Origin of the sequence: Nitratireductor thuwali, assembly GCF_036621415.1 — a bacterium.
Classification (GTDB): Bacteria; Pseudomonadota; Alphaproteobacteria; order Rhizobiales; family Rhizobiaceae; genus Chelativorans; species Chelativorans thuwali.
This window is the reverse complement of the sequence record NZ_CP030943.1, coordinates 127,801-153,294: the sequence shown is the minus strand read 5'-3', so window position 1 is coordinate 153,294 and position 25,494 is coordinate 127,801. Positions and strand designations below refer to the sequence as shown.

The 25,494-nt window shown below is 63.5% G+C and carries 26 protein-coding genes and 2 pseudogenes; 18 read left to right on the top strand and 10 right to left on the bottom strand.

Annotation, left to right across the window (positions count from 1 at the left end; all coding sequences use genetic code 11):
- Nucleotides 1–84 precede the first annotated feature (84 nt).
- The 7 genes and pseudogenes from NTH_RS22795 to NTH_RS22765 all read left to right on the top strand — a co-directional run bounded on the left by NTH_RS22795 (nucleotide 85) and on the right by NTH_RS22765 (nucleotide 3,915).
- A complete protein-coding gene (locus NTH_RS22795) occupies nucleotides 85–558 on the top strand; it encodes a hypothetical protein (protein WP_338532284.1) in 474 nt (157 codons plus the stop codon).
- A gap of 177 nt (nucleotides 559–735) precedes the next feature.
- Nucleotides 736–999: pseudogene (locus tag NTH_RS22790) on the top strand (hypothetical protein); the annotation flags it as partial.
- 196 nt (nucleotides 1,000–1,195) lie between these two features.
- Complete coding sequence (locus tag NTH_RS22785; RefSeq protein ID WP_338532283.1) at nucleotides 1,196–1,513, top strand: hypothetical protein; 318 nt, start codon at nucleotides 1,196–1,198, stop codon at nucleotides 1,511–1,513.
- Between the two features lie 505 nt (nucleotides 1,514–2,018).
- Nucleotides 2,019–2,606, top strand: coding sequence for a hypothetical protein (locus tag NTH_RS22780; RefSeq protein ID WP_338532282.1), 588 nt, complete (start codon nucleotides 2,019–2,021; stop codon nucleotides 2,604–2,606).
- A 105-nt stretch (nucleotides 2,607–2,711) separates the two neighbouring features.
- Complete coding sequence (locus NTH_RS22775) at nucleotides 2,712–2,966, top strand: type II toxin-antitoxin system prevent-host-death family antitoxin (protein WP_065818563.1); 255 nt, start codon at nucleotides 2,712–2,714, stop codon at nucleotides 2,964–2,966.
- Nucleotides 2,941–3,354 carry a type II toxin-antitoxin system PemK/MazF family toxin gene (locus tag NTH_RS22770; protein ID WP_338532281.1) on the top strand — a complete coding sequence of 138 codons (414 nt, stop codon included), beginning with the start codon at nucleotides 2,941–2,943 and terminating at the stop codon, nucleotides 3,352–3,354. Before NTH_RS22775 ends, NTH_RS22770 begins: the two co-directional genes overlap by 26 nt.
- 48 nt (nucleotides 3,355–3,402) lie before the next feature.
- A complete protein-coding gene (locus NTH_RS22765; RefSeq protein ID WP_338532280.1) occupies nucleotides 3,403–3,915 on the top strand; it encodes a hypothetical protein in 513 nt (170 codons plus the stop codon).
- Here the strand turns inward: NTH_RS22765 and istB are convergent.
- Both istB and istA read right to left on the bottom strand, forming a co-directional pair.
- Nucleotides 3,838–4,566 carry an IS21-like element helper ATPase IstB gene (gene istB / locus NTH_RS22760; RefSeq protein WP_338532279.1) on the bottom strand — a complete coding sequence of 243 codons (729 nt, stop codon included), beginning with the start codon at nucleotides 4,564–4,566 and terminating at the stop codon, nucleotides 3,838–3,840. The genes NTH_RS22765 and istB overlap by 78 nt on opposite strands.
- Complete coding sequence (gene istA / locus NTH_RS22755; RefSeq protein WP_338532278.1) at nucleotides 4,499–6,064, bottom strand: IS21 family transposase; 1,566 nt, start codon at nucleotides 6,062–6,064, stop codon at nucleotides 4,499–4,501. Before istA ends, istB begins: the two co-directional genes overlap by 68 nt.
- A 97-nt stretch (nucleotides 6,065–6,161) precedes the next feature.
- Between istA and NTH_RS22750 the strand changes: the two genes are divergently transcribed.
- Entirely contained in the window at nucleotides 6,162–7,370 is a 1,209-nt protein-coding gene (locus tag NTH_RS22750; RefSeq protein ID WP_338532277.1) for a gamma-glutamylcyclotransferase family protein, read from the top strand.
- Nucleotides 7,371–7,466: 96 nt separating this feature from the next.
- Here the strand turns inward: NTH_RS22750 and NTH_RS22745 are convergent, their stop codons facing one another.
- Nucleotides 7,467–8,282, bottom strand: a complete 816-nt coding sequence (locus NTH_RS22745; protein ID WP_338532276.1) for a DUF5677 domain-containing protein — start codon at nucleotides 8,280–8,282, stop codon at nucleotides 7,467–7,469.
- A 484-nt stretch (nucleotides 8,283–8,766) separates the two neighbouring features.
- Here NTH_RS22745 and NTH_RS22740 point away from each other — a divergent pair, with 484 nt between their 5' ends.
- The 4 genes from NTH_RS22740 to NTH_RS22725 all read left to right on the top strand — a co-directional run bounded on the left by NTH_RS22740 (nucleotide 8,767) and on the right by NTH_RS22725 (nucleotide 11,962).
- Entirely contained in the window at nucleotides 8,767–8,952 is a 186-nt protein-coding gene (locus NTH_RS22740; protein ID WP_252928180.1) for a hypothetical protein, read from the top strand.
- A gap of 234 nt (nucleotides 8,953–9,186) precedes the next feature.
- Entirely contained in the window at nucleotides 9,187–10,119 is a 933-nt protein-coding gene (locus NTH_RS22735) for an ArdC family protein (RefSeq protein ID WP_338532275.1), read from the top strand.
- Entirely contained in the window at nucleotides 10,119–11,060 is a 942-nt protein-coding gene (locus NTH_RS22730) for a hypothetical protein (RefSeq protein WP_338532274.1), read from the top strand. Before NTH_RS22735 ends, NTH_RS22730 begins: the two co-directional genes overlap by 1 nt.
- A gap of 584 nt (nucleotides 11,061–11,644) precedes the next feature.
- A complete protein-coding gene (locus NTH_RS22725) occupies nucleotides 11,645–11,962 on the top strand; it encodes a DUF736 domain-containing protein (protein WP_338532273.1) in 318 nt (105 codons plus the stop codon).
- 88 nt (nucleotides 11,963–12,050) lie between these two features.
- On the opposite strand, the gene NTH_RS22720 is transcribed toward NTH_RS22725, so the two are convergent.
- From NTH_RS22720 to NTH_RS22705, 4 genes are all read right to left on the bottom strand, one after another.
- A complete protein-coding gene (locus NTH_RS22720) occupies nucleotides 12,051–12,317 on the bottom strand; it encodes a WGR domain-containing protein (protein ID WP_338532272.1) in 267 nt (88 codons plus the stop codon).
- Between the two features lie 111 nt (nucleotides 12,318–12,428).
- Nucleotides 12,429–14,342, bottom strand: a complete 1,914-nt coding sequence (traG, locus tag NTH_RS22715) for a Ti-type conjugative transfer system protein TraG (RefSeq protein ID WP_338532271.1) — start codon at nucleotides 14,340–14,342, stop codon at nucleotides 12,429–12,431.
- Nucleotides 14,329–14,544, bottom strand: coding sequence for a conjugal transfer protein TraD (traD, locus tag NTH_RS22710; protein ID WP_338532270.1), 216 nt, complete (start codon nucleotides 14,542–14,544; stop codon nucleotides 14,329–14,331). Before traD ends, traG begins: the two co-directional genes overlap by 14 nt.
- A 4-nt stretch (nucleotides 14,545–14,548) precedes the next feature.
- The gene (locus NTH_RS22705) at nucleotides 14,549–14,812 is read right to left on the bottom strand and encodes a TraC family protein (protein ID WP_338532269.1); all 264 of its coding nucleotides are present in this window, start codon (nucleotides 14,810–14,812) and stop codon (nucleotides 14,549–14,551) included.
- 252 nt (nucleotides 14,813–15,064) lie between these two features.
- On the opposite strand from NTH_RS22705, the gene traA reads away from it, so the two are divergent.
- From traA to NTH_RS22675, 6 genes and pseudogenes are all read left to right on the top strand, one after another.
- Nucleotides 15,065–18,370: a Ti-type conjugative transfer relaxase TraA gene (gene traA, locus NTH_RS22700; protein WP_338532268.1), complete on the top strand. Its 3,306-nt coding sequence runs from the start codon at nucleotides 15,065–15,067 to the stop codon at nucleotides 18,368–18,370.
- Nucleotides 18,367–18,897 (top strand): annotated as a pseudogene (traF, locus tag NTH_RS22695) (conjugative transfer signal peptidase TraF); the annotation flags it as partial. The gene traA and the pseudogene traF, both read left to right, overlap by 4 nt.
- A complete protein-coding gene (locus tag NTH_RS22690) occupies nucleotides 18,821–20,056 on the top strand; it encodes a conjugal transfer protein TraB (protein ID WP_338532267.1) in 1,236 nt (411 codons plus the stop codon). The pseudogene traF and the gene NTH_RS22690, both read left to right, overlap by 77 nt.
- A 759-nt stretch (nucleotides 20,057–20,815) precedes the next feature.
- Complete coding sequence (locus tag NTH_RS22685; protein ID WP_338532266.1) at nucleotides 20,816–21,565, top strand: LuxR family transcriptional regulator; 750 nt, start codon at nucleotides 20,816–20,818, stop codon at nucleotides 21,563–21,565.
- A gap of 83 nt (nucleotides 21,566–21,648) precedes the next feature.
- Nucleotides 21,649–22,308, top strand: a complete 660-nt coding sequence (locus NTH_RS22680; protein WP_338532265.1) for an acyl-homoserine-lactone synthase — start codon at nucleotides 21,649–21,651, stop codon at nucleotides 22,306–22,308.
- 290 nt (nucleotides 22,309–22,598) lie between these two features.
- Nucleotides 22,599–22,937, top strand: a complete 339-nt coding sequence (locus NTH_RS22675) for a transcriptional repressor TraM (RefSeq protein ID WP_338532264.1) — start codon at nucleotides 22,599–22,601, stop codon at nucleotides 22,935–22,937.
- Between the two features lie 15 nt (nucleotides 22,938–22,952).
- On the opposite strand, the gene NTH_RS22670 is transcribed toward NTH_RS22675, so the two are convergent.
- From NTH_RS22670 to trbH, 3 genes are all read right to left on the bottom strand, one after another.
- A complete protein-coding gene (locus tag NTH_RS22670) occupies nucleotides 22,953–23,657 on the bottom strand; it encodes an autoinducer binding domain-containing protein (RefSeq protein WP_338532263.1) in 705 nt (234 codons plus the stop codon).
- 80 nt (nucleotides 23,658–23,737) lie between these two features.
- Nucleotides 23,738–25,030, bottom strand: a complete 1,293-nt coding sequence (trbI, locus tag NTH_RS22665) for an IncP-type conjugal transfer protein TrbI (RefSeq protein WP_338532262.1) — start codon at nucleotides 25,028–25,030, stop codon at nucleotides 23,738–23,740.
- Nucleotides 25,027–25,494 (bottom strand): conjugal transfer protein TrbH, encoded by a 468-nt coding sequence (trbH, locus tag NTH_RS22660; protein ID WP_338532261.1) that lies wholly within the window; start codon nucleotides 25,492–25,494, stop codon nucleotides 25,027–25,029. The genes trbI and trbH overlap by 4 nt, the downstream gene beginning before the upstream one ends.

Here is a 25,494-nt window from a genome sequence, read left to right as displayed (position 1 = left end):
CCACCCTTCTCTTTCGAATGCCTGATCCGCCGCCGGTCCACCCCGGCGGCGCTTTCGTTTCAGCATCCAGAACAGGAGGACGTCATGTCCGCGCAACTGATCTTTGACCACGTGCCGCTGGGCGCGATCATCCGCTATTCCGACGGCACCCCGCGGCCCCCCGAGCGCCATCGGCGCAAGCTGCGGGCCTGGGAAAGTCGCAACAACACCGGCCGGCTCGTCAGGAAACAGACCGGCACGCAGGTCGGCGAAACCACAATACCAGCCGCGATCACACTTCATGAGGGGGATTTCGGCAGCAAGGCGGTGATCGTGCTCAGGGTCTTCAAGACCGTCTCGGTCGATAGCGACCTCGCCTTCACGGTAGTCGAACGGCCCGCCATCGGCTCCGTCCTCGTATTCGACCGCCCCGGCGATGAGGCCGAGCTCGTCCATGTCGCGGCCAACCGTCAGGCCGCCGATGAATGGTTGTCGCGGAACGGCTATCCAAATGCCGTGCTCCGTGAGGTGACCGCCGACGAGGCCGCGGCCGATCAGATCGAGGGGAGGGCGGCATGATCCGTTCTCAGTCATCGCACCATCGGTCGTGCGGGACGCCCGACCAGTCGGACGTTTGTTTCGGCATCAGCGCTGAAGGGTTTCCCGTGGCGCGCGTCGATGACACTGTCTTTGCCATGCTGCCGGGGCGCGTCGGTCAGTATTTTCTCGCCACACGCTGGTGCGCGCGCCGGCCGCGAATCCCGCGAGAAGGATCGCCGGGCATTCGAGGCGCGGCATGCGGGTGACTGGGTCGTGGTGTCGGCGATCAGATCAGAGCACCACGAACGTTTTATTGAGGTGATCGCCACGCTCGGTGGAGGCCGTGGTGAGGGCCTCGAGCGCCAGCGCTTTCTGGTCGCGGCCAGTGAGTACGAGGTTGGCCGATTCGGCTTCGTCGTCGATCCGGCGCGCCACGCATCCTGTGACGGACCCTCGAGCTTTGTCGCCTGGGGGCGGTGATGCCCATTCCATGGAAGGCCATAGCCGTCCGCTTCGGCCGGCGGGCTGTGTTCGGGATGGAGGGCGCACGTCCCCGTCTTGTCGTCCAACACAAGCGCCATCGCCATCGCTTCGCAGGCGCCTATGCCTGGAAGCGCGCGGTGCTCGTCTCGATCCGCGCGCCACGCTTCAACCATCCAGCACGGAGACCCAACCGATGACCACCTATCTCGTCGCGGTCCACATCCTCGTCGATACGCACGCCGTCAGTCCCCGGTCGGCTGTCGCAGCTGCTTTGGAAAACCAGTTCGACCGGTGTGGAGCGGCTGTTCCGGCGGCCGGCACAATTGTCGACTGGGCCGTCGCCGGCGAGGACCTCGCCGCATCGATGGCACCGGTCGTGATTCCGGCCGATTATGCGCCGGGAGCAACACCGTTTCCCGAATGGAACACCGCGCGAGAGCCAAGAGCGGAACAACGACCCCGATCGGCCCGTCCAGGCCCCGATCCCGCACGCAAGGCGCCTGTCGGCTGATACCTTCCAGACGTCGAAGGAACTGACTCGATCGATACCGTTTCACGGGAGCTCGCTCCTCGGGCGTGTGCGACCGCCATCATCAGGAAGAGAAGCGAGGACCGCAGTGTTCGGCCGCAAGATGCCGGGGTGTCCAGCCTGTCGGGATGACAGGCGTGCTGTCCCGGGTCATTATCACTTCCTTCATGGGTCAGCTTCGGTGGAACGCCACCCCCCTGCCGGCCTCCCTTCGGTTTTGGCTTCGGTCCTAAACCGGCGGCCGGAGCCTTCAAGGCCGCTGGCGCGCCGCGGAGCGGCCATGCGCACCAGCCTCGGCAAACCAGCCCAGCGGGACGGCGCGAGGGCAAAGGCCCTGCTTGCCCGCAAGGCTGGTCCGCTCGGCTTTGGTCCGCACGGACCCTGAAGCCTCCTCCTTCCGCCGGTTTTTCTGGACCGCGCCCGAAGGGAGGGCCGGCAGGGGGTCGGCTCGAGCCTTCGGCCAGACCGTGAAGGAAAGGACTCTTATATGACCAGAATCGCTCGTTCCAGCCGCCAATCCAGCAAGGTCGTCCAGCTCCGCAAGGGCGCCTCCCTCGAAATGGTCCGCCTCGCCTGTCCCGACAGCGCCCAGGCATCGCTCATTGCCGAAAGCTTCGGCCTCCCCGTCATCGACAGCGACGGGATCCGCGAACTCCATCGCAAGATCATCATCGACACGGCCGACTCCTTGAAGGAAGGCCTCGGCGAACGGGCCATGCAGATCCATCTTCAGCGGATCGTCGGCTCCTATGTCGGCTCAGCCCACGGCGCCGGTCAGTTCTATTCTCGGTCGGTCTCGGAAGCCCGCGATGCCACGGCCAGAAACGCAAACGACGACCGCGACGCGGACCTCGATGGTCCAGTCGGTTTCGACAGCGCGGCCCAGCGCAAGCGCGAATTCGCGGCCGACATGGGCATTCAGGCCCATGCGCTACGTTGCGCCGCCGAAGGCGTGGTGGCCGCCTACGAAGAGGTCGTCGGTGAGGCCTGGAAGCCCTTTGAGCGCCATGTCGAAAACCCCGGCCAGACCGTCGATCGCAAGGCGGCCGAAATGCAGATGGCCGCCCTTGGTTGAGCGGCTCGGGCGGAGCTCCGGCTCCGCCCGTTATTTCGGTTAGACAGCTCGGATTGACAGAATGACGTAAAATACCTATTTTACGTGAAACACCGGAGCCAAGAGATGAAACAGTACACCTTCTCCGACATGAACCGCTCCTCGGGCGAAATCCTCGAGACGGCGATGATCGAGCCGGTCGTGCTCACTAAGCACGGCAAGGAAAAGCTCTATGTCCTCTCGGCCCGGGATTATCATCGAATGCGGGGCGAGCCGAGCCCGACAAAGGCCTATTCGCTGCATGATGCGCCAGACGATGTCCACGAGGAGCTCATGTCAGGGATAGACGCCATACTTGAACCCGCCAAGACCGATGTTTGAGCAGGGCGACGTCGCGGAGTTCCACTATCTCTGGCACCACGAAGCACAAAAGGGCGAGGAATCCGGACGGAAGCCTCGCCCCGTCTGCATCGTGATCAAGACGCTGGGCAATCCGGATGTCGTTTTTCTCTTTCCCTTCACATCCAAGCCACCTCTTGCCGGCCAGCTCGCCATGAGCGTGCCGGAAACTGAATGCCGCCGCATAGGTCTTGCCGCGCCGTGCTGGATCATTCTCGACGAGTACAATCGTGTCGAAATGGACAAGGACTACGACTTCGTTTCGACCGAACCCATCGGATCGGTTAGCGCTGCCTTCCTTCGCGAGATTGCCTCGACCATCAAGCAGGCGGCCCGAAGGATCGCCGTTAGAGCCGTAAATCGGACCTGACCATTTATCCGTCCGCCTTACCCGGACGAGCCATCGCCGAAGGCGATTATGCTGAAAGCTACCGAAGAAGAGATTGAGGAAGTCCGGGAATACTTCGAATGGCAGGCGCCCGACCTCGAAGTCACCTTCATGCAGAAGGTCTACTCGGAGGCCGTTCTGAACACGCGCCACGACGTGTGGGACATCCACACCAACAAGGATCGCTGGTGGGTCATTACGGGCGGCACAAACCTCTATTCTCAAGAACAGTTCCCCAATATGGACCTTGCTCTGACCTTCCATATTGGCCTGAGCCTCCGAATCCCGCGTACGGCAGAACAACAGGAAGGTGATCAACGTATCCTCCCGTTCGGCTGTCAATCGGCATTGAATCGGGACCCCCTATCGGCGTTCAAAAGGGACCCTGGTGGCACGTCGGTAGCTGGCCCGGGACGGCGTAGCTTCCAAATGGCGAAGCCGGATCGGGCCAGCGGGTTTGCGTGCTCAGGCTCTGGTCTTGAAGCGCCAGCTTTCGTTGCCGGTTTCCACGATGTCGCAGTGGTGGGTCAGGCGATCGAGTAGCGCGGTGGTCATTTTCGCATCGCCGAACACACTCGGCCATTCGCCGAAGGCCAGGTTGGTCGAGACGATGATCGAGGTGCGTTCGTAGAGGCGGCTGATCAGGTGGAACAGGAGCTGTCCGCCGGTCTGTGCGAACGGAAGGTAGCCGAGCTCATCCAGGATCAGGAAGTCGAGACGGCACAGCAGATCGGCCGTGCGGCCCTGACGATCGGTGCGTGCTTCGGCGTCGAGCTTGTTGACGAGGTCGACCACGTTGAAGAACCGGCCGCGCGCGCCGTTGCGGATGCAGGCGCGGGCGATACCGACAGCGAGGTGGGTCTTGCCGGTTCCGGTGCCGCCGATGAGTACGACGTTACGCTGCTGCTCCAGGAAGGCGCCGCCGGCCAGGTCACGTACCAGGGTCTCGTTGACCGGGGTGTCGGTGAAGTCGAACTCGTCGATCTCCTTGGCCAGTGGCAGCTTGGCGATCGTCATCTGGTACTTGATCGAGCGGGCCTGCTTCTCGTTGATCTCGGCCTGCAGCAGGTCACCAACGAACCTTTGCGGCTCGTGCTGACGCTTCACCGCGGTGGCGATGATCTCGTCATAGGCGGCCTTCATGCCGTAAAGCTTGAGCTGGCCCATCGCCTCCAGCACCTGCGATCTTTCCATCGTCGGTTCTCCTCAGGGTGTCGTAGCGTGCGCAGTCGGCGGCCGGCTCACAGGTCAGCCTCAGCGCTTCGGGGGTTGCGATGGATGCCGGTGCCTCGGGCTCACGGCGCCGGGCCAGGATATTGAGAACGACATCGGCGGAATGAATGCCCTCGCGGAGCGCCTCGGCGCAGGCCGCCTCGACCGCGTCGAGCCCGTCGGCCAGCAGCGCTGCGAGGATCTGCGCCATCTGTCGATCGCCGCCCGGGACGCGCTCCAGCTTGCTCCGGATCCGGCGTATGGCGGGAGGCAGCTCCCAGCCCTTGAACGGTGCCCCGTTTCTCAAAGCGCCGGGCTTGCGGGCCAGCACGGGGAGGTAGTGAAGCGGATCGTAGATGGCCCTATCGCGGCCGAAGACGCGATCGTGCCGACCGACGACCTGGCCGTCCTGCCAAAGCTCGATCCGTTCGGCATAGGCGCGGATCTCCACAGGGCGCCCGACGGCGCGAGCCTCCACCGAGTAGCGGTTCCGGTCAAACCGCACGAGGCCGGTCTTCGATACGGAGGCCGGCACGGCATGGAAGCCATCGAATGGACCGGCATAAGGCACGAGGCTCCGGCGTTCCGCCTCGAAGACCTCCCAAACGGTCTTGTCGCGCATGTCGGGATGAGCATGAGCCTTCGCCCGGGCGAGGCAGCGATCGATCAGCCAGGCATTGAGTTCGGCATAACTCTTGAACTTCGGCCGGGGAATGAAGAACCGCCGCCGGATCACCCCGACCTGGTTCTCGACCTGGCCCTTCTCCCAGCCCGAAGCCGGCGTGCAGGCCACGGGGTCGATCAGATAGTGCCCGCACATCTGCTGGAACCGGCGGTTATAGGCCCGATCCTTGCCAACGAAGATCGTGTCCACCGCAGTCTTCATGTTGTCATAGATGCCGCGGGCGCACGCCCCGCCGAAGAAGGCGAACGCCTTGTCGTGGGCATCGAACACCATCTCCTGGGTCTCGCGCGGATAGGCCCGCACGAAGACCATCCGGCTGTGGCAAAGCCGGACATGGGCGACCTTGATCGTGGTCGTCACCCCATCGATCACTGCGATCTCATGGCTCCAGTCGAACTGGTAGGCCTCGCCCGGGTCGAAGCTCAGCGGGACGTAGGCTTCTGCGCTGACTTCCATGGCCGTCTTCGACCAAGCCGCCGCATAGCGCCGGACCGCGTCGTAGCCGCCCTGATAGCCGAGCGCGCGCAGTTCTTCGAAGACCCGGATACGGGTCAGTCGCTCCCGCTTCGGGCGGCGCTCGTTCTCCGCCAGTATACGGTCGAGCTCATCACGCCAGGGGCCGATCCTGGGCTGAGGCTGGACGCTGCGTTCATAGGTGAACTGGGTGGCGCCGGTGCGGATTACCTTGCGAACCGTCTTCCTGGAAACCCGCAGGTCCCGGCAAATCTGCTTGATCGACTTCCCGTCCTGAAAATACGCCCGCCGGACCTTCGCAATCGTCTCCACAACCAGCATCCCAAAATCTGCTCCCGAATAATCTCGGAAGCATGATGGACCACCTCACCAGGGGGGTCCCTTTTGGACGCCGATCACCCCGATAACGGGGTCCTTTTTGCATGCCGGTTCACAGTTCGGCCCCGTCTTCGAGAAGATCGAAGAAGCTGACGCCGCCGTGACACAGGCGCACAACCTCGCGGGCTATCAAGCTGTCGGCGTCCGCTGCCGGGAGACGCTACTCGAACTGATCGGCGTCGCGCAGGACGCGGCAACGTGGACCGACACACCGCCGCAGCGCGCGAACCTCCGGGCGTGGGCGGAGATCATCTGCAATGATCTTCTGCCGGGAGACACCAACAAGGAGCGTCGCCGGGCCCTCAAGGGTGCGCTTGAGTCCGCATGGACTTTCTCCAACTGGCTGACGCACTCGAAGTCGGCCACCTGGTTCGATGCCGACATGGCACACTCGCTGACCCAACACGCCGTCGGTATGGCGACCTCATTGCTCGTTCGCGAGCTTCGCGGTGTCCCTGTCGAGTGTCCGAAATGCGGCTCGCCACGTCTCGAGCCGGAACAGGGCGAAAACACCGCAGCACCCGGAGTCTTATGGGAACGACCGCGCTGCCCCGACTGCGGATGGGCCGGCAGGCCCGTTCCAATCCTCGATCTCGAGGATGGCCAGTCGATCATCACACGCGAAGGTGAACAGTCCGACGAGTGCAGCATTATGACCGTGCCGCTGCGCGCGATCCTCAAGCCGGGCGATCCCGCGATTGCGACGCTGAAGAACACAGAGACCGGGCCACCGGAGCCAGTCGTCTATTTCGCCTATGGGTCCAACATGTCAACCGCCCGGCTGCGCGAACGCATGCCGAGCTGCAAGCCGCTCGGCATCGCCACCTTGCCGGGTCTTTCGCTCCGTTTTCATAAGCGTAGCGTGGACAAATCCGGGAAGTGCAACGCATATCCCAGTGGCGATGACGGTAGCGTGATCGGAGTCCTGTTCAGCTTCGATCCTGCCGAGCGAGCGAAGTTGGATAAGGCAGAGGGTGTCGGCAGCGGCTACGTGCACGCAATGGTCACGGTCATCAACGAAAAAGGGCGTAGGCGGAAGGTACTTACCTATCTCGCCAGCTCGGACTATGTCGACGACAGCCTCAAGCCCTATGGCTGGTACAAGGACTTCGTCCTTGCAGGTGCCAGAGAACACGGCCTGCCGCCGGAGTATGTTGCCAAATGCATCGAGTCGGTTGAGGCGATCGAAGATCCCAAGAAGACACGGGAGAAAAAGCGGCGGGCTACGCTCTCACGCCCAGGGCGTTGAGACTTTGGTCTCGCCGGTGTCGGCCGTCCTGGCTCCGGACCCATCGAGCGCGATATCAGGAGCGACGTTTCCGTGACACGGACGCCCTATTTTCGCTCAGATTGACAATTGGGTATTTTCCTCGTCGAGAGCCCGAAAACCTCCTTCAACCGTCTTGCTGTGCAGTTCGCCCTTCGGCCCGAAACCCAATTCGAATGTTCCGTCGAATGCCGACGCTCCGATCAGGAGGCAATGGGCTGTCGTGAGAATCAAAAGAGGGATGTCATTCATACCGGGAGCATAGCGAAATTCTTCAATTTCGCCGGACTCCCCGATTTTCAGGTACGCCTCCAAATCGCGCACCTGGGTATGAACCGCTTTGCTCAGCAATGCATAATTGGTGATGTACCAATCGTGCATGCTAGCTCGCCTGCTCCAGTCTTCGGTCCTGGGGGACTTGGCTCCGGTCGCCTGGATCTGTTGCTCCAGATCCCCAACAAGCTCGTCAGAGATAGCCCTGCGGGTTTCTTCCAGATTGGTGTAATCATTGTTCCGCGCCTTGTTGATCAGCTTTTTGCGCGCCGCTAGGTCCTCAGCGATGAAGGCCTTTAGCGCGTCCCGATCGGTGGCAACCGCACGCATCTTGAAGGTCGTCTCAACGAGCGCTCTTAGCGCCGCTCTCGCGGCGGCGATCACCCCTTTGTTGAGTAAGACGATCACAGCCTGGTAATGCTCCAGCAGCCGCATGAAAAGTGTGGCGACAATTATCGATCGGATGTCGCGATTACGGATATCGGCCGAGAAGAGAAGTTCATGGCAGTCGTGATTGATTTGGCAAGCGCACGTAAACAGTTGGTGGTGGGCCGCATTTATCTCGGCTTCCAGTTCGCCGCTCCGATGTGTGAGAAACCCGTCTGAATCGAACTCGAACATCATCTCACCTTCGATCTGGTCTGAGAATGCGCTTATTCGTGGCGATTGCCTGCCGGCCACTGTCACGATTTGCCGCGGTTCAGCATGTGTGGTGCGACAGCTAGCTGCAACGGCTGCTTTGGTTCGGGTCGACGGGTCGGACCCGGAAGTCTTCCATTCCGACTGTGGCCTTCTCTGCGCTGCAACGGCAGGCCACTCCTGAAAGTGATCTCGAGATCGGCGGTGCAGGGTGCCGGCTGAGACGCCCGTTTGTGGCCAGCACGAAAGGGACAACGCCGGCTCGTACATTAGCTCGATCCAATCCCGCTCTTGAGGGATGGCTTTCCTCGTGCGGTCGCGGAACTTCCACGATCAACCCGTAAAGGGTCCGCTAGCAAAGCTGCGGCCGTTTGGCTGACGCCTGCACGGTGATCGCGTCCGCTTGCCGCACACTGACGGCGCCATCAGAGCGGGAATTGGCCCGCTCCAACGATGGAGCCCTCGGATGTCGCACGATCTTTCCCTTGCCCAGAAACACGCCTGGAGACTCGCCCGCACCCTGATGACCCCGGTGGTCCTCTTCCAGTCCGACGACGCATACGGGGTGCTGCCCGCCGATGAAGTCGAGGAGTCCGAGGTCGACATTCTCTTCGAATATGATCCCTATACCGGTGGACACGCTGTTCACTGAACCTGGCTTCCGGTCACTGTCCGCAGCGGCGGCGCCTGGCGCCGCCCCGCTTCATTCGACCGCCCGCGGCCCGTCCCGGTTGGTGGCCTGGGCAGAGCCGGCCGCGCCGGCAACGGCTTGCGCCGTCCTTCCCTTCGGTCCGGCCCTGCGGGTGCCGGCGCGCCCTGAAGCTCCGCCTGAACCGGCCCCGTGACGGAGCCGCGATCAGCGCGGCCTCCAGAGACGGAGGTTGAAATGAGCAGGCAAGAAAAGGGTGCGAAGACCGATGTCTACGCGCGCATCACGGAAAAGATCGTTGCCGATCTGGAGAAGGGCGTGCGGCCATGGGTGAAACCGTGGACCGTCGGCCACGCCGACGGACGGATCACCCGGCCGCTGCGCCACACCGGTGAACCATACACCGGCATCAATGTCCTGTTGCTGTGGTCGGAGAGCCTGGCGCGCGGGTTCGTGGCGCCGCTCTGGATGACCTATCGGCAGGCGGCACAGATCGGCGCACAGGTCCGCAAGGGCGAAACCGGCGCAACGGTCGTCTATGCGAGCCGGTTCACGAAGACCGAGACCGATGCACAGGGCGAGGAGTTCGAGCGCGATATTCCATTTCTCAAGACCTACTCGGTTTTCAACTGCGATCAGATCGACGGGCTGCCCGATCACTACTACCACCGGCCCGAGAAGGTCGTCGATCCTGTCGAGCGGATCGAACATGCCGACCGGTTCTTCGCCAATACCGGGGCCGTGATCCGGCATGGCGGGGCGCGAGCCTTCTACGCGCCGGCAAGCGATCACATCCAGATGCCGCCCTTCGAGGCCTTCCGGGATGCCGACTCCTATGTCGCCGTGCTCAGTCACGAAACACTCCACTGGACCTCGAGGCCCGATCGGGTTGGCCGCGATCTGAGCCGCTACGCCAGGGACAAGACCGAGCGCGCGCGCGAAGAGCTCGTCGCCGAGATTGGCTCGGCACTGCTTTGTGCCGACCTCGGCATCGTTCCCGAACTCGAACCACGGCCGGACCATGCGTCCTATGTGGCGAGCTGGTTGGGCGTCCTTTCCGACGACCGACGGGCAATCTTTCAGGCCGCCGCCCATGCGCAACGGGCAGTGACTTATCTGCACGGTCTGCAGCCCTCCGCCACCGGCACGGGACAGGTGGAGGCGGCCTGATGTTTTCCTTTTCGAATGCTGCTGCGGAGGGCATCGAGCCCTCCGCCATCCGACTGCGCGCGCTATCGCTCGGCGCCGGCGTCCAATCGACCACCCTGGCGCTGATGGCCGCCCATCGCGAAATCGGCCCGATGCCCGATTGCGCAGTATTTGCCGATACTGGCTGGGAGCCCAAGGCGGTCTATGACCATCTCAACTGGCTGCGATCGCCCAACGTCCTGCCGTTTGCCGTCCATGTCGTTTCGGCGGGCAACATACGTGATCAGCTCATGCGAGCCGCAAAGGGTAAACGCTGGGCGTCGATTCCAGCGTTCGCCAAAACCGTCACCCCGGTGGGATCCGCCGTGCCAGCGCTTGACAAGGACGCGGCCGGCGAACTCGTCCAGGTCGCCACACGGCGCACGTCACGCGACACCGTTTCGATCGGAATGATCCGGCGTCAATGCACCACGGATTTCAAGATCGTGCCGATCCGCCGGAAGGTCAGGGAGCTTGCGGGGCTCGCCCGCAAGCGCTCGCCCGGCCATGCCGTTGTCGAGCAATGGATCGGAATCTCGTGCGATGAGATCATGCGCGTGAAACCGAGCCGCGAACCCTGGCAGGTCAACCGCTGGCCGTTGATCGAGATGCGGATGAGCCGGCGGGATTGCCTCGCCTGGCTGCGCCGCCACGATTACCCTCAACCGCCGAAATCGGCCTGCATCGGCTGTCCGTTCCATGACAATGCGCGCTGGCGTACCATGCGCGATCGTGATGCCGCTGCCTGGTCCGATGCGGTCGAGGTCGATCGAGCCATCCGGACGGGCTTGCGTGGAATTCGGGGAGAGGTCTTTCTCCATCGGTCCGCCGTTCCCCTTGACGAAGCCGATCTGTCGACGCTGTCCGACCATGGGCAACTCGACCTGTGGCCGAACGAGTGCGAGGGCATGTGTGGTGTCTAGCCAGCCTTCGATCTTTTCGAATGCCGTCAGGTCGCGGGATATCCTCGGGCATCGGGCTTCCAGCGGATGCCAGAAGCGTAACTCTGCCGAAGCTGGCTGACCAGCGGAGGACGGTCAGGGCGATGGTTATGTGCTTCGGCCGACTGCCCACGGCACCGCTCGTCGTGCGCGCGAGAACGAGCGAATAGATCCGGTTTGCAGGCGTGGCGGCTGCCGTGAAGGTCGCCAGCGTCGAGCGCGCGATTGATCCCACCAACCGGTGTCGCGGAATAGCAATGGCTCCGGGCTAGGACGCCGTGGTCGTGTTTCCTTCGCCTCGATGTTCTGGAGCTCGCCCGGCGCGGTCTCGATGGGGCATGTCTGACCGGAAACCGGCTCCGCCTCGTCCGGCATCTCGCAACGCTCGTCCGGAACTTTCTTCCCCTGCGAACTGACGTTCGCATTCCTCGCGAACCAAGAAAGTTCCTCCCGGCCGTCCTCCATTTCATTGCGGCCTTTCAGGTGCGTGCCGGTCGTTCCCGATCTTTTCGACAGCCATCGAGACCGCGATGGGCGCGGCTCGGAACTTCGAAAGGAACACGACAATGGCAAACATCGGCACCTTCACCACCACCAAGACCGGCTTCACCGGCCAGATCAAGACCCTCGCACTCAACGTCAAGGCCCGCTTCGAGCGCGTCGAAAACCCTTCCGAGAACGGACCGCATTTCCGCATCTTCTCGGGTGCAGTTGAGCTGGGTGCGGCGTGGCAGAAACAGGCCAAGCAGACCGAACGCGACTACCTTTCGGTCAAGCTGGACGACCCGAGCTTCCCGGCTCCGATCTACGCCACCCTGATTGAGGTGGAAGGCCAGGAAGGCGTGCAGCTCATCTGGTCCCGCCCCAACGGCAACAGGGACTGACCAGGTCCCCAATGGCCCCGCCGAAAAGGCGGGGCCATTTCTGTATCGGCGGAACGACAGCCGCCAGATTCGACGCCGGTCGTCCACTTCACTCCCGCCTGCCGCTCCGCGGGGCATACGGGTCGAGATAGCCCCGGCGCCGCTTCCTCCGTTCGAGCCGCGTCATCGCATCGCCGGCCTCAGCGGGTGTGTCGAAGGTTTCGATCATTGACTGTCCGCGCGTTCCGATCCGACCCCAATCGCGCACGAGGGACGCTCCTCCAAACAATGTGGGCTGAACAGAAAGGCTGTAGAACCGCCGCATGTTCTGCGACGGGTCGATGCGGCGAAGATGAACCGGACGGAGTTCGTTCATGTCCGGAAGTCTCGCTCGACGCGGAAGCGTCGTCCAACGCATATTCTGAATCGATCAAGGCTGATCGATTCATGCCATTGATGTCGGCAGATCTTCGCGAACCGTTCCTGGCTAGGTCCGCTGAAATCGGTTCTGTCCGACAACCGAGATCATATCGTCTCGCCGGAACCAGATGGCGCGGCCGCATCTGAGTGGCGGATTGCCGGCCGTGAAGACGATCTGTTCGTCGGCACGCATCTGCAGGACCTCCTCGGGCAGGATCAGCGGCCGGGCGGAGAGCTGTCGCGAGCGCGTTCGAGACGATCCCGACATGCGCGATGTCCGGCTGAGCTGCTCCACCTCGACCGTCGTGTTGCCGCAGCGCCGCGAAATGTAATCGGCGGTCTCCGAGTCGTTGATCGCCGCAAATGAGATCCACGACGCCGACTCGAACCATTTGCTCGATGCGTCCCGCCCACCGTAGGTCTCACGCATCTGGCCAATGGACTGGAACAGGAGTAGCAGGCTGATGCCGTATTTGCGCCCGGCGTCTCTAGCGGTTTCCAGGATACGGAGATATCCCAGCCGTGCGACCTCATCGAGCAGGAACAAGGTGCGCCCCTTCACCCTGCCATTCCGGTTATAGATCGCATTGGCAAGTGCGCCGATAACGGTGCGCGCGAGGCCGGGATGCGCTTCGAGCGTCTTGAGATCGAGATTGACGAACACGTCGGTGTCGCCGTCCGCCAGATCGTCGGTCGAGAAGCTGTTGCCGGAAACCAGAGCGGCATAGTTCGGATAGGAAAGCCAATGCGTCTCCTTGACCGCATTGGCATAGACACCGGAGAAAGTCTCGGGCGTCATGGCGATGAACGGCGCCACGTTCTCCTTGACGAACGCGGATTCGGAATTGTCGTAGATCAGCTGCAGCCGCTCGCGCAGCTTGGGCTCCGGCTCGGAGAGGTTGGCTCGCATCTGCCGCAGATGCTGGTTCTCTTTTTCCGTATGCCCGGACAGGCACACATCGGCGATCAGCACGGTGATGAGCTGAAGTGCGGACGCGCGAAAGAAGTCGTCGCGGATCGATGCCTGGCGGGCCGTGTCGGTCACGACCCAGGTGGCGACCGCCACCACGTCCTCTTCCTTTGTCCCGCCGAATCGCCCAATCCAGTCAAGCACGTTGAAGCCGGTGCCCGGCTCCTTCGGGTCGAGCACGAAGACCGATCGGCCGGCCTTGCGCCGGTGAGAGATCACCATCGGCGCGACCTCGTTTGACGGATCGAGGACGACCAGACCGCCGCCCCATTTGAGCGCCGTCGGAACGGTGACCGAGGTGGTCTTGAAGCCGCCCGACCCGGCGAAGGCCAGCCCGTGCGAGGAGCCGAACGACCCGTCGAAGCACAGCAGCGGCGATTTTCCCCCAGCACCCCATGTCTCACGGTCGTCGGCGCGGAAGCCGCACCCGCCGCCCGCTTGTCTGTCGACGCGGCAAGCCTCGCCGATGACGATGCCGCCGGCCTCGGAAAAAAGGCGCCGGGCCGCGGAGATCGTCATCCACGCGCTCTCGCCATGAATGGCCCGTTTGCCCCGGACCCGGCGGGGCGCGGCCGACGCGAAAGCGGCATTGCCGCGTATGGCGACGCGCAAACCGAAGACGCCGGCGACTGCCGCAACGACCGCCCCCGTCAGTGTGGCCGGGTCGGTATATTCGATGATCGATGTGCCAGGAGGCACCGTTGCGGCGAATGCGGCGAGCCGGCCGATCTCGCGGACCGCCGCGATTGTGATCACCACAAACGTGCCGGCGACGACCCCCCAGCCCGAGGACCGGATCGAGATCGCACCCTTGGCCGCAAAGAGAAAGATAACTCCGGTCCCGCCTGCGGCCGCGTAGGGCAGCGCGATGCCGATCCGGCCAAGCATCAGCCGCGCGTCCGGCGCGCGGGCGAAGCTTGCGAGCCAGTGCTCCATCCCCGTCAGGGCGAGGCACGCGCCCGTCATAATGATGACGGGCGCAAGGAGCAAGGCGAGCTTAGTCGGGGTCATCGGCGAACGCCTTCATCCCGATCGCCATCAGGCGCGCCCGCTCGGCTTCGTCGGTCCTTATCCGGCCCGCGCCGTCAATCAGGAGGCCGAGCAACAATGCGCGCTCCTCGTAACGGAGCCCGGCCTTGGCGATCAGCCCGCCGAGCTGGATCTTCTCGCGCGTATCCTTCTTGCGCGCCTCTAACTGGCTTGCCTGCCGCATCCGCTCAAGCCTCGCCAGACGGCCCCTGAGCCGCGCCAGGCGCGACCTGCGCGGACGCGGGCCTGGCCGCCCGGCCGCTCCCTTTGCGAAACTGCGCCGCGACCTCCTCAAGGGCGGCCACGAGCGCGCGCTCCTCAATCTCGATATCGCCGAGACCGGCCTTGAGCGCGAGCCGTCCGATGCGCTCGGCCTCTCGCGCTTCGGCCTGCCTGAGCTGCTCCTGCAGCCTGGTGATTTCTTCCCTGATCTTCGATGACGGCTTCTTCATTCCGGTCGTCTCCTTCTCGAACCATTCGCTTTGTGGCGATGGTGAGGATCGGCCGGGATCGCGCGCAGCGCGACCCGGCACAAATGACGGGTCGGCGAAGCCGACGCTTTGAGTGATCATCCCGGCGTTCCGAAGGAATGCCTCCAAGGGCGCAGTAATACGTCGCTGACGCGACGTTCCGCGCCCGCACCCGGTCCGGGGGAGGCGTGGCCGGCGGAACGATGTCGTCCAACCGCCGGGTTCTGTTTCATCGTGGCTATCACGCATTTCACGCCCCAGATCATTGGACGTGCTGACGGGCGCAGTGCCGTCCTGTCGGCGGCCTACCGCCACTGCGCGAAGATGGAGCATGCGGCCGAGGCTACGACTGTCGACTATTCGGGCAAGCGCAATCTCGCCCATGAAGAGTTCCTGCTTCCGGCCGATGCACCGAATTGGGCCCGCGAGATGATCGCCGACCGCTCGGTTGCTGGCGCCGCCGAAGCGTTCTGGAACAGGGTCGAGGCCTTTGAAAAACGCGCCGACGCGCAGTTTGCCAAGGAGTTCATCATCGCCCTGCCGGTGGAACTGTCGAAGGAGCAGAACATCGCACTGGTGCGCCAGTTCGTCCACGAGCAGTTACTCGGCCGCGGGCAGGTAGCCGATTGGGTCTATCACGACGATCCGGGCAATCCGCATGTGCATCTGATGACGACGCTGCGCCCGCTCACCGACAGCGGCTTCGGGGGCAAGAAGGTCGCCATGATCGGAGCGGACGGCCAGGCGGTCCGCACGAAAACCGGAAAGATCCAGTATCGTCTTTGGGCGGGCGAAAAGGCAGAGTTCCTCGAGCAGCGGCAACGCTGGTTCGATCTCCAGAACCAGCACCTCGCGCTCGGCGGCCTCGAGATCCGCGTCGACGGACGATCCTATGCGGAGCGCGGCATCGACCTCGTGCCCACGACCCATATTGGCACGGGCGCAAAGGCGATCGAGCGCAGGGCAATGCGCGAGGGCAGGGACTCCAGGCTCGATCGTCTCGCAGCACACGCGGTCGCGCGCGCGGTGAACGCCGAGCGCATTCAGGCCCGGCCGGAGATCGTGCTCGATCTCGTCAGCCGCGAAAAGAGCGTGTTCGACGAGCGCGATATCGCCAAGGTGCTGCATCGCTATGTCGATGATCCCTCTGCCTTCCAGGAGCACCTGGCGCGGATTCTTCAGAGCTCGGATTGTCTTCGTCTCGAAACTGGGACCGTCGATTTCGCGACCGGCGCGCGCTTGCCGGACAAGCTCACCACGCGCGAGCTGATCCGGCTTGAGGCGGAGATGGTGTCCGGCGCATCCGCGCTTGTGAACGCGAAGGGGTTCGGCGTCCGGGAGAAGATCGTCGCCGACGTGTTCGCGCGTCACGATCGTCTGTCGGCCGAGCAGCGCACGGCAATCGCGCACGTGACCGCCAGCGCGCGGATTGCCACTGTGGTCGGCCGCGCCGGCGCCGGCAAGACGACTATGATGCGTGCGGCGCGCGAGGCATGGGAGGCGGCAGGCTACACGGTGGTCGGCGGCGCGCTGGCCGGCAAGGCGGCCGAGGGCCTCGAGACGGAAGCTGGAATCCCGTCCCGCACCCTGGCGTCCTGGGAACTGCGCTGGAACGAGGCACGCAACCGCCTCGACAACAAGACGATCTTCGTCATGGACGAGGCCGGCATGGTCGCCTCGAAGCAGATGGCGACATTCGTCGAGACGGTCTCGAAGGCCGGCGCCAAGCTCGTCCTCGTCGGCGACGCCGAGCAGCTCCAGCCGATCGAGGCAGGTGCCGCGTTCCGCGCCATCGTCGAGCGCACCGGCTATGCCGAACTCGAGACGATCTACCGCCAGAAGGACGCCTGGATGCGCACCGCCTCGCTCGATCTGGCGCGCGGCAATGTGACGGCGGCGCTCGCGGCCTATCGGGGCCGCGGCATGGTGATCGGGGAGAAGCTGAAGGCTCAGGCGGTCGAGAGTCTGATCGCATCCTGGAACCGCGAATACGATCCCGAAAAGTCCACGCTCATCCTCGCCCATCTGCGCCGGGACGTGCGCGAACTCAACCGGCTCGCCCGCGAAAAGCTGGTCGAGCGTGGCATTGTCGGAGAGGGCCACGCGTTCCGGACGGAAGAGGGGACACGGCATTTTGACGCTGGCGACCAGATCGTGTTCCTCAGGAACGAGGGCGCGCTCGGCGTCAAGAACGGGATGATCGGCAGGGTGGTCGAAGCCGGACCCGGCAGGATCGTCGCCGAGATCGGTGAGGGCCCCGACAGGCGCCGCGTCGAGGTCGAGGAGCGCTTCTACCGTAATCTCGATCTCGGCTACGCCACCACGATCCACAAAAGCCAGGGCGCGACCGTCGATCGCGTGAAAGTGCTCGCCTCACTCTCGCTGGACCGGCACCTGACCTATGTGGCGATGACCCGGCACAAAGAGGACCTCCAGCTCTTCTATGGCGCGCGATCGTTCCAGATCGCGGGCGGTCTCGAGACGCTCCTTTCGAGGCGTAACGCCAAGGAAACCACTCTCGATTATGCCGCCGGACGCTTCTACCGGCAGGCGCTCAGCTTCGCCAACAGCCGCGGACTTCATCTCATGCGCGTCGCCCGCACACTCGCTCGCGACCGGCTGGAATGGACGCTGCGCCAGAAGCGGCGCCTTGCCGATCTCGGCCGCAAGCTCCGCGCCGTCGGCGTCCGAATCGGCCTGTTCGACACCACCCTGTCCGCCGTCCAATCGAAGAAGGAGGCCGAGCCGATGGTCAAGGGCGTGACCACATTCTCCAAATCCATCTCGGAGGTCGCAGCAGCGAAGGTCCATGCGGATAAGGAGGTCGCGAGACAGTGGGAGGAGGTATCCGACCGGTTCCGCCTGGTCTTCGCAGATCCGGAGGCGGCGTTCGGCGCCATGCGCTTCGACGCCATGCTCACCGATCGTGCAACAGCGTCAGAGCGGCTTGGAGTCCTTGCGCGTGAACCCGCCTCCATCGGCGCTCTGCGCGGCCGAGATGGGATTATGGCGAGCCGGGCGGATCGTGGAGCGCGGCGTGAGGCCGAGGCGAACATCCCGGCACTCGGGCGCGAGATCGAGCGCTACCTGCGTTTGCGCGAGGCGGCTACGCGCAGGCTCGAGGCCGATGAAACGGCGCTGCGCCGTCGCGTCTCAATCGACATTCCCGCGCTTTCACTAGCTGCGCGTGTCGTTCTCGAAAAGGTGCGCGATGCGATCGACCGCAACGATCTTTCGGCAGCGCTCGGGTTCGCGCTGGCCGACCGCATGGCCAAGGCCGAAATCGACGGCTTCAACAAGGCCGTGTCCGAGCGGTTCGGGGAACGCACATTGCTCTCCAACGGCGTGCAGGACACCGACGGCGCCGTGTTCAGGAAGCAAGCCCTCGGCCTGCCCGCGGCCGAACGCGAGAGGCTCGCTGCGGCCTGGCCGATCATGCGCACCGGCCAGCAGCTCGCTGCCCATGAGCGCACGGTGAAGGCACTCAAGGAGACCGAGGCGCTGCATCAGAGCCAGCGTCAGTCCCAGGTGCTCAAATGACCCGCAGGCGTCGCGCGCTCGCCATTCTCGGGATCGGCGCTGCTGCAGTGATCGGCCTGTTCACCCTCGGTTATGTAGGTGGCCTGCGCATCAATCTTACGCCGAGCTACCCGCTCGGGATCTGGCGGATTGTGCCGCTCGACCGCGAGGTTGCCGTCGGCGATCTCGTCATAATCTGCCCGCCGCCAACGTCCGCATTCACGCTCGCACGGCAGCGGGGATATCTGCGTTCGGGGCGATGCCCGGGATGGCTGAGCCCGCTGATCAAGACCGTCGCTGCAACGGAGGGACAGCGGGTTGAGATCGCCGGTTCCGTTTCCGTTGACGGAATGCCGCTCGCAGAATCGGAGCTGCGCGCCGCGGATGCCGAGGGCAGGGCTCTTCTTCCCTTCGCCGGCGGCGACGTGCCGCCCGGTCACATCTTCCTCCACTCTGATTTCGCAGGTTCCTATGACTCGAGATATTTCGGGCCGGTCCCGGCCGCCGGTGTCCTCGGCTTGGCCCTTCCCGTCCTCACCATTCACCCGTTACGCTGTGAAGACTGTCGGTCTCATGGTGCTTGCCGTTGCGGCCGGCGTGATCGGATGGAGCGGCCATCCCATCACTCTCCCGCTCGCCTTTGGGTTCCCCGCCCTGTGGGCAAACTCTCCCTCGCGGGTCGCGGCCGGCATTGTGTCGGCGGGATATTTTCTCGCCGCATCACGCGGTTTGCCACAGGGCGTTGTCAATTACTTTGGCAGCGGGATCGCCGAAGGCCTCGCGCTCTGGCTCGGCGCATCGCTCGCCTTCGTCGCCGTGCATGCTGTCCTCTGGACATCGCGGTCGGGAAGGGGGCGGACTGTGCGATATGCCGCCGCGGCGGTGATCATTAGCGTACCGCCTTTCGGTATCGTTGGATGGGCGCATCCGATCACTGCCGCCGGCATCGTGTTCCCGGGCTGGGGATGGTGGGGACTCGGGGCGGCCGCGATCGGCCTCCTCGCCATGACAACGAAGTTCTGGCCGATCGCAACGCTCGTCTTGGGAGGAGCGTTTGCCTGGTCCGCCGCAACGTGGACGGAGCCCAGCCTGCCCCAGGGCTGGATCGGTGTCGACACGAAATTCGGAGGCGAGCGCGGCAAATATGCCGGGCTATTTCAGCATCATGAGACGATCGCCGCGATAAAGGCAGCAGCGGCCCAAGGCCACAAGGTCGTGGTGCTGCCGGAGGGCGCTGCCGGTGTCTGGACGCCGACTGTTGAACGCCTATGGGTCCATGAGCTCAGAGGAGTCGACATCACCGTCAATGCCGGAGCGATCCTGGTTGACGGGCAGGGCTATGACAATGTCATGGTCGAAATCTCGGGCGAGGGAGCGCGCATCCTCTACCGAGAGAGAATGCCGGTGCCAATCTCAATGTGGCAGCCCTGGCTAACGCTGATTGCCGAGTCCGGCGGCGCGCAGGCGCACTTCTTCGCCAATCCGATCGTCGAATTTGGTGGCGCACGGGTTGCCCCGTTGATCTGCTACGAGCAGCTTATTGCATGGCCCGTTCTGCAATCGACACTCTACTCGCCCGACATCATTGTGGCGACGGGAAACGGCTGGTGGACAGACGGCACCAGCATTGTCGCTATTCAGAAGTCAGCAACCATTGCCTGGGCGCGGCTCTTCGATCTTCCACTTATCATGGCGTTCAACATCTGAGAGGAGCAGACGATGGGCGCTGAGCTATCCCGCACCCCGTGTCGCTATTATTGCCTCAGCCTCAAGGAACTGCGACTTTCTGTTTTTTTCGGGCTGTACGGTTAGCATCAGGGGACCACGCTACCTGCGACGATGTCTTCTCGCGGAAATCAAATGGCGCGAACCAAGCCGAAATGGGGAAGTACAACCCGATCATGAAGAGCATTTGCGAAGGCTCGGATCTGATCACGCATACTTCTTGATTTTCCGCAGCCGTTGTGCATCTAAAAGATGAATAAAAAAGTCATCTTTTAGCGCCCGAACTCACGCAGCAAAAACAGGGCCTCAGGTGGGGATTTGCGGCCACATAGCTCGGGACAATGACCGCCTTCATTGAGCCGGAGCTGATTCCGGCACCATTTCGTCGGGCGTAGGCCAGGTCTTGAATGCGACCAACGGGGCGAGCGCTTCGAGCGTACCGCACGCCACGGCCTGGGCGAGCACGATCGAGGCGCGGCCAGCAGCCCCAGAACGTGAGCGGATCGGGCGCCCGAACGACGGCTGGCCGCGTGATTGTCGCCGCTGCGGCGGTTACGAGGAGGATTCGATGGTTGAGCATGGCTCCTTTCTTGGGTTCCTCCCGGCTGTGCCTCAGAAGTTGCTTTGGGGCCGGCATAGAATCCTCGTCCATCCCCGGGCAGGAATGTCGTCTGGTCCGGTCTTCCTTGATCGACGATCAGCGGTCGTACGCACTACAGCACTGCAGAAGGAGCATTGAGCATGAGACGGCGCGATCGACATGACGATGATCTGGAACTGTTCGAACTGCTCGCAAACCTAGAGGAGCTCGCAGAAACGGCACGGATTCCCGCGCTCTTGTGCAGGCTGCTCGAGATTTATGGACTGAAGTCCGTCGCCTATCTGGGCTCTGGGCTCACGGCGCAGCCTGGGCAAGGTCCATACCTCGCGGTGACCTATTCGGACGATTGGGTCGATCACTACAAGGCCCAGCGCTTCGTCGATGTTGATCCTGCTGTGCAGATCGGCATGCGACGCATGCTGCCGATCGACTGGGATACCTTCGATCGGAGAGACAAGAACGTGCGGCGTCTCTTCGGAGAGGCCGCTGAGTTCGGGCTCGGCCGCCGCGGCATATCCCTTCCCGTCCACGGCCAGCATGGTGACAGGGCCTTGGTCTCGATCACGAGCGACGCCAGCGATCGGGACTGGAGACACGTGCGCCTCCACTACATGCGCGACTTCCAACTGCTAGCCCTCCATATGCATCAGGCCATCCTGCGGCTGGAGGGCCAGAGAATCGATACCGCCAGCCTGTCTCCGCGCGAGCGGGAATGTTTGTTGTGGGTCGCCGAGGGGAAGACGGCGTGGGAAACCGCCGTCATCCTGGGTTTGTCGGAGCACACGGTACGCTGCTACCTCGAGAGCGCCAGACATAAGCTCGGTGCTGCCAACAATACCCATGCGGTGAACAAAGCCGGCAAGGCTAGTCTGCTCAGCCAATTGCCGTAAATCCGGCAGATACACCGGATTTAGGGCCCTTCTCCCGGGGTCTAGTAGCTTCAGCGTTTTCAACAAACGCAAGGAGCAACACCATGATCACCATCGTCGAAGGCGCGGAGCGCGAGCGTCACCCCACCCTGTTCGATGAAATGTTTCGGATGCGGGCAGCGGTGTTCGTCGACCGGCTCGAATGGGATGTCACCGTCACAGATGGCAGGGAGATCGACCGATTCGACGCCGAAGATCCCCTCTACGTGCTTTCGCTGGACGATCGGACCGCAGCGCTTCAGGGCGCCGCAAGGCTGCTGCCGACCACTGGGCCAAACATGTTGCGTGACGTTTTCCCGGTTCTTGTCCCCGGCGGCGCCCCGGCTAGTCCCCTTATCTGGGAGAGCTCCCGGTTCGCGGTGAACCCTGCAGCGTTTAACGCGTGCGATCGCGCGGAAGCCAATCATGTTGTCAATCGCATGACGATCGAGCTTCTGTGCGGCATCGTCGAAGTCTGCCAGCGCGCCGGCATCGAGCACGTCGTGTCAGTCTTCGACGCGCGAATGGCGCGGATCTTTCGCAGCATCGACTGCGCATTCGAGGTCATAGGAACGCCGACCCGCATCGGGAGGACGATGACCTACGCCGGCGTCTTCGACATGTCAGACGCCATGCGAGAGCGATTGGGGGAAGCCGGCAGGCTTCCTGGGTCGGTGCTGGCGGCCGCGGAGAGGCAGGGGATCCCGGCCGCCCGCCACGCCTGATTGACCATCGCTTTTGTCACATGGTTCTCTGGTCGACGTGACAACCATGTCCTATAAACGCCCCGAGGCGGTACGCGCCGCCTCGGGGCTTAGAAACCCCACCACAGAGCTGGTGTCGGCTGACGCGACACCAAGGATCCTCTGGCCACGGCCGGGGGCCTGTGACGCATGTCCAGGCACTCGTGCTAAAGGTCGCAGGGACCGTCTGTGGCGGTTTTCTAACCCCCGGCTTGGGGTCATGGTCTTTATTGTTTGCGGGGGCGCACCGCAAACCAAGCCGCAGGGATTGCATGCGAACAAAACCAGACGTCGACGTCGGACCCGGCCGGGCGGCGGCATCCAGTGTCATACAGACCCTTCTGGCCGGCCTGACGCAAGACGAGTTGGAACATGTGGCCAATGACGTCATCCGGGATAACAGGAGCCGGCTGCAGGCAGCCCAGGAGCTGTTCGAGGAGATCGGCCGGATTGAAGCCGCCGGTCCGATGGATGAGCGGCTAGAGCAGTTGAGGCATGACTACCGGATCGCCATGCTTAACCTCCATGCTCAGCATCAAATCGTGAGCCTGGTGGTCGAGCGTCTGGGCTTTGTGCCCGAGGTCGACGGGCAACGACCGGTGATCAATTAGCCGGCTCGGCCACGGTCATATCAGTCCGATTCGTGTAGCGATTGTGCCCGCCTGCCGGTTGTTGGCGGCGCCAAGCTTATTTGTAGCCGCGTCGATATAGGACCGTACCGAGCGATACGAGATGTTGAGCATGAGAGCGATATCGGCCATCGACATGCCTTCGGCGAACCAGCGCAGGCATTCAGCCTCGCGCGGCGATAGCCGAATGCCGGACGCCAGTGAGGCGTCGCCGCGTTCACCTCCCAGTCGGGAGTGTACGAAGGCGACCGCGACCGCAGCTGTCACCGGATCGATGTCTTCGCTCATCGTCGATACAGGCCTGCCGCTCGCGAGCGTGAACACCATGCGGTCCCTAAAGCCGACGGGAATCGAGATCGAGATTCCCGACCTGATGCAGAACCGGTCGGCCTCGATGAAGAACTTGATCACGTCCCGCCGCCCGTTGCGCCTCGCCTCGTCGGCCGACCACGAAAACAGCGGCGGTCCATGCTTTGCCTTGGTCACGACCGGATCGACCCGAATGAACTCCCGCTGCACATAGAGTTCCTGCCACGCGCGTGGATAGTTCGAGACGGCGAAGGACTCGGGACCGCGAAGATAGAGGTAGGCGAAGAAGTCGAACCCGGTATCGTTTGCGAAATCCCGCAAGGAGCGGCGGGCCGCACGCTCGTCAAGCGGCAGCGAAAGCCTGTCGATGAGATTGAGCAGGTTGGCGTTCAATGGCGGGCGGGTCCAATGGCATGCCGCGCGACAGAAGGTTGACCTTCCACACGGAGCGCTGAGAACGGAAAGGGTCATCGCTACCGATACGACCCAGGGAAAACGATGTCCTGGTCGACCAGAACGTTGAACCGGTAGCCCGGACGGATCTCCAGCGTTGGCTGGACTTTTAGGTTGCGCGAGACCGTCTGCTCGGAGATCTGCCCGAAGGTTTCGGCGAAAGAGCGCCTGGCGGCGTCCTCGGCGCTGTTGGCCGTGCCGAAGCTGTTGCGGTCCTGCGGTAGCATCATTTCCGTGCCGGCTCCGATCAGAGCGACCAGGATCGCCGACCCGAATGTGCGCAGATAGTGGTTGTCCACCTGGTCCCGGAACCCGCCATAACCAGCCGCATCGGTCCCCGCCATGCCGCCGATCTGCAGCGTCGATCCATTCGGAAAGATGAGATCGGTCCAGATCACAAGCACGCCGTCCTGCCCGAATGTGACCTCGGAATCATACCGGCCGAAGAGTTTGGAACCCTGCGGGATGAGGAGATGCCGGCCCGTCGCGCTGTCATAGACATTCTGCGAGACCTGAGCCGTGATCCGCCCGGGAAGGTCCGAGTTGATGCCCGTGACGAGCGTTGCCGGGATGACCGAGCCACGCTTGAGTTCATAGGGCGAGATCTGACCGACGACCGGATTGGGAAGGTAACCCAGATCGCGAATGTCCTGATTGAAGAAGCGCTCCTTGGCCGCCTGCCCGTTCGCGTCCGTGGCGCCACCACCGCCCGCCTCCATGGCCGCGGCGTAGAGGTCAAGCGCGCCCTGCGGCCGCGTCGTCGACGATTGCGGTTCGCCAGGCGCCGCGGTCGTGCCGTCGTTGGTGTCAGCCGAAAGGTCGCCTAGCGATACAGCAATCGGGGAATCAAACGCCGCGTCATTGGCTTGATAGCGCGCCATGCGCTGGCGGTGGAGCTCGCGCATGAGCTGTTCTTCTTGCTCTCGCTCGAGGCGCGCGCGCCATATCTCCAGCGCCGTCTGTTGCTGTTCGGCCGTGGACGCATCCGGTGGCTCTGGCATGAACGGGTTTTCCTTAGGCTCGGTCGGCTCGACGGGAATCGGTAGCGGCTGCGGACGGGCCGGCTCGCCGATAATGCCGTCCGGCACACCCTCCTTGAGCTGGTCGGCATGGGTCGAGGCCGGGCGGGAGCCAGGTGTAAAAGCCGCGTCGTCATCGCCCAGGCGGAGACCGCGCGAGGACAGGCCATAGAAGATCGCGGCAAGGAAGAGGACCACCAGCACGATCGCGACGACAATCGGCAGGCGATTGAGGCGCCGGATTCTGGGCCCGCCAGCGAGATCGGAGCCACCGAGCTTGAGACTCTCGGTCATGACGGCTCCCTCGCCTGGCGCTGCATGATCGAGAGCGGAGAGACCGGCGTCGCCCCCGCCCCGCTCAGCTGGTACATGCGCGTGAGGTCGAGCGCGTGGGTCGACAATCGGACCAGGATGCTGCCTTCGAACGCGTCGACGACATAGGCGAGGGCAATGGTATTCGTCCCCTCCGTCGCCTGGTCCGTGGCCACGGCATAGCCCCATTCCCTAAGCGAAACTTCGAGCGCCTCGCCGAATATGGAGCCGTCCGGCTCAAGCTGGATCGTCGTCGTGCTCGGACCGACCTGCTCGGCAAACCGCCCGACCATGTCCCCTGCGATCGAGGACGCCGCCTCCGGGGTGAGCTGCGCGGTTGCCGAACTCGTGACCAGACCCGCACCGCCCAGTGTCTGGCACCCGGCCAGCAGTGCCGCGGACAGCACGAAAGCCAACAAGCGAGGTAGGAGAATTGAAAGGTGCAT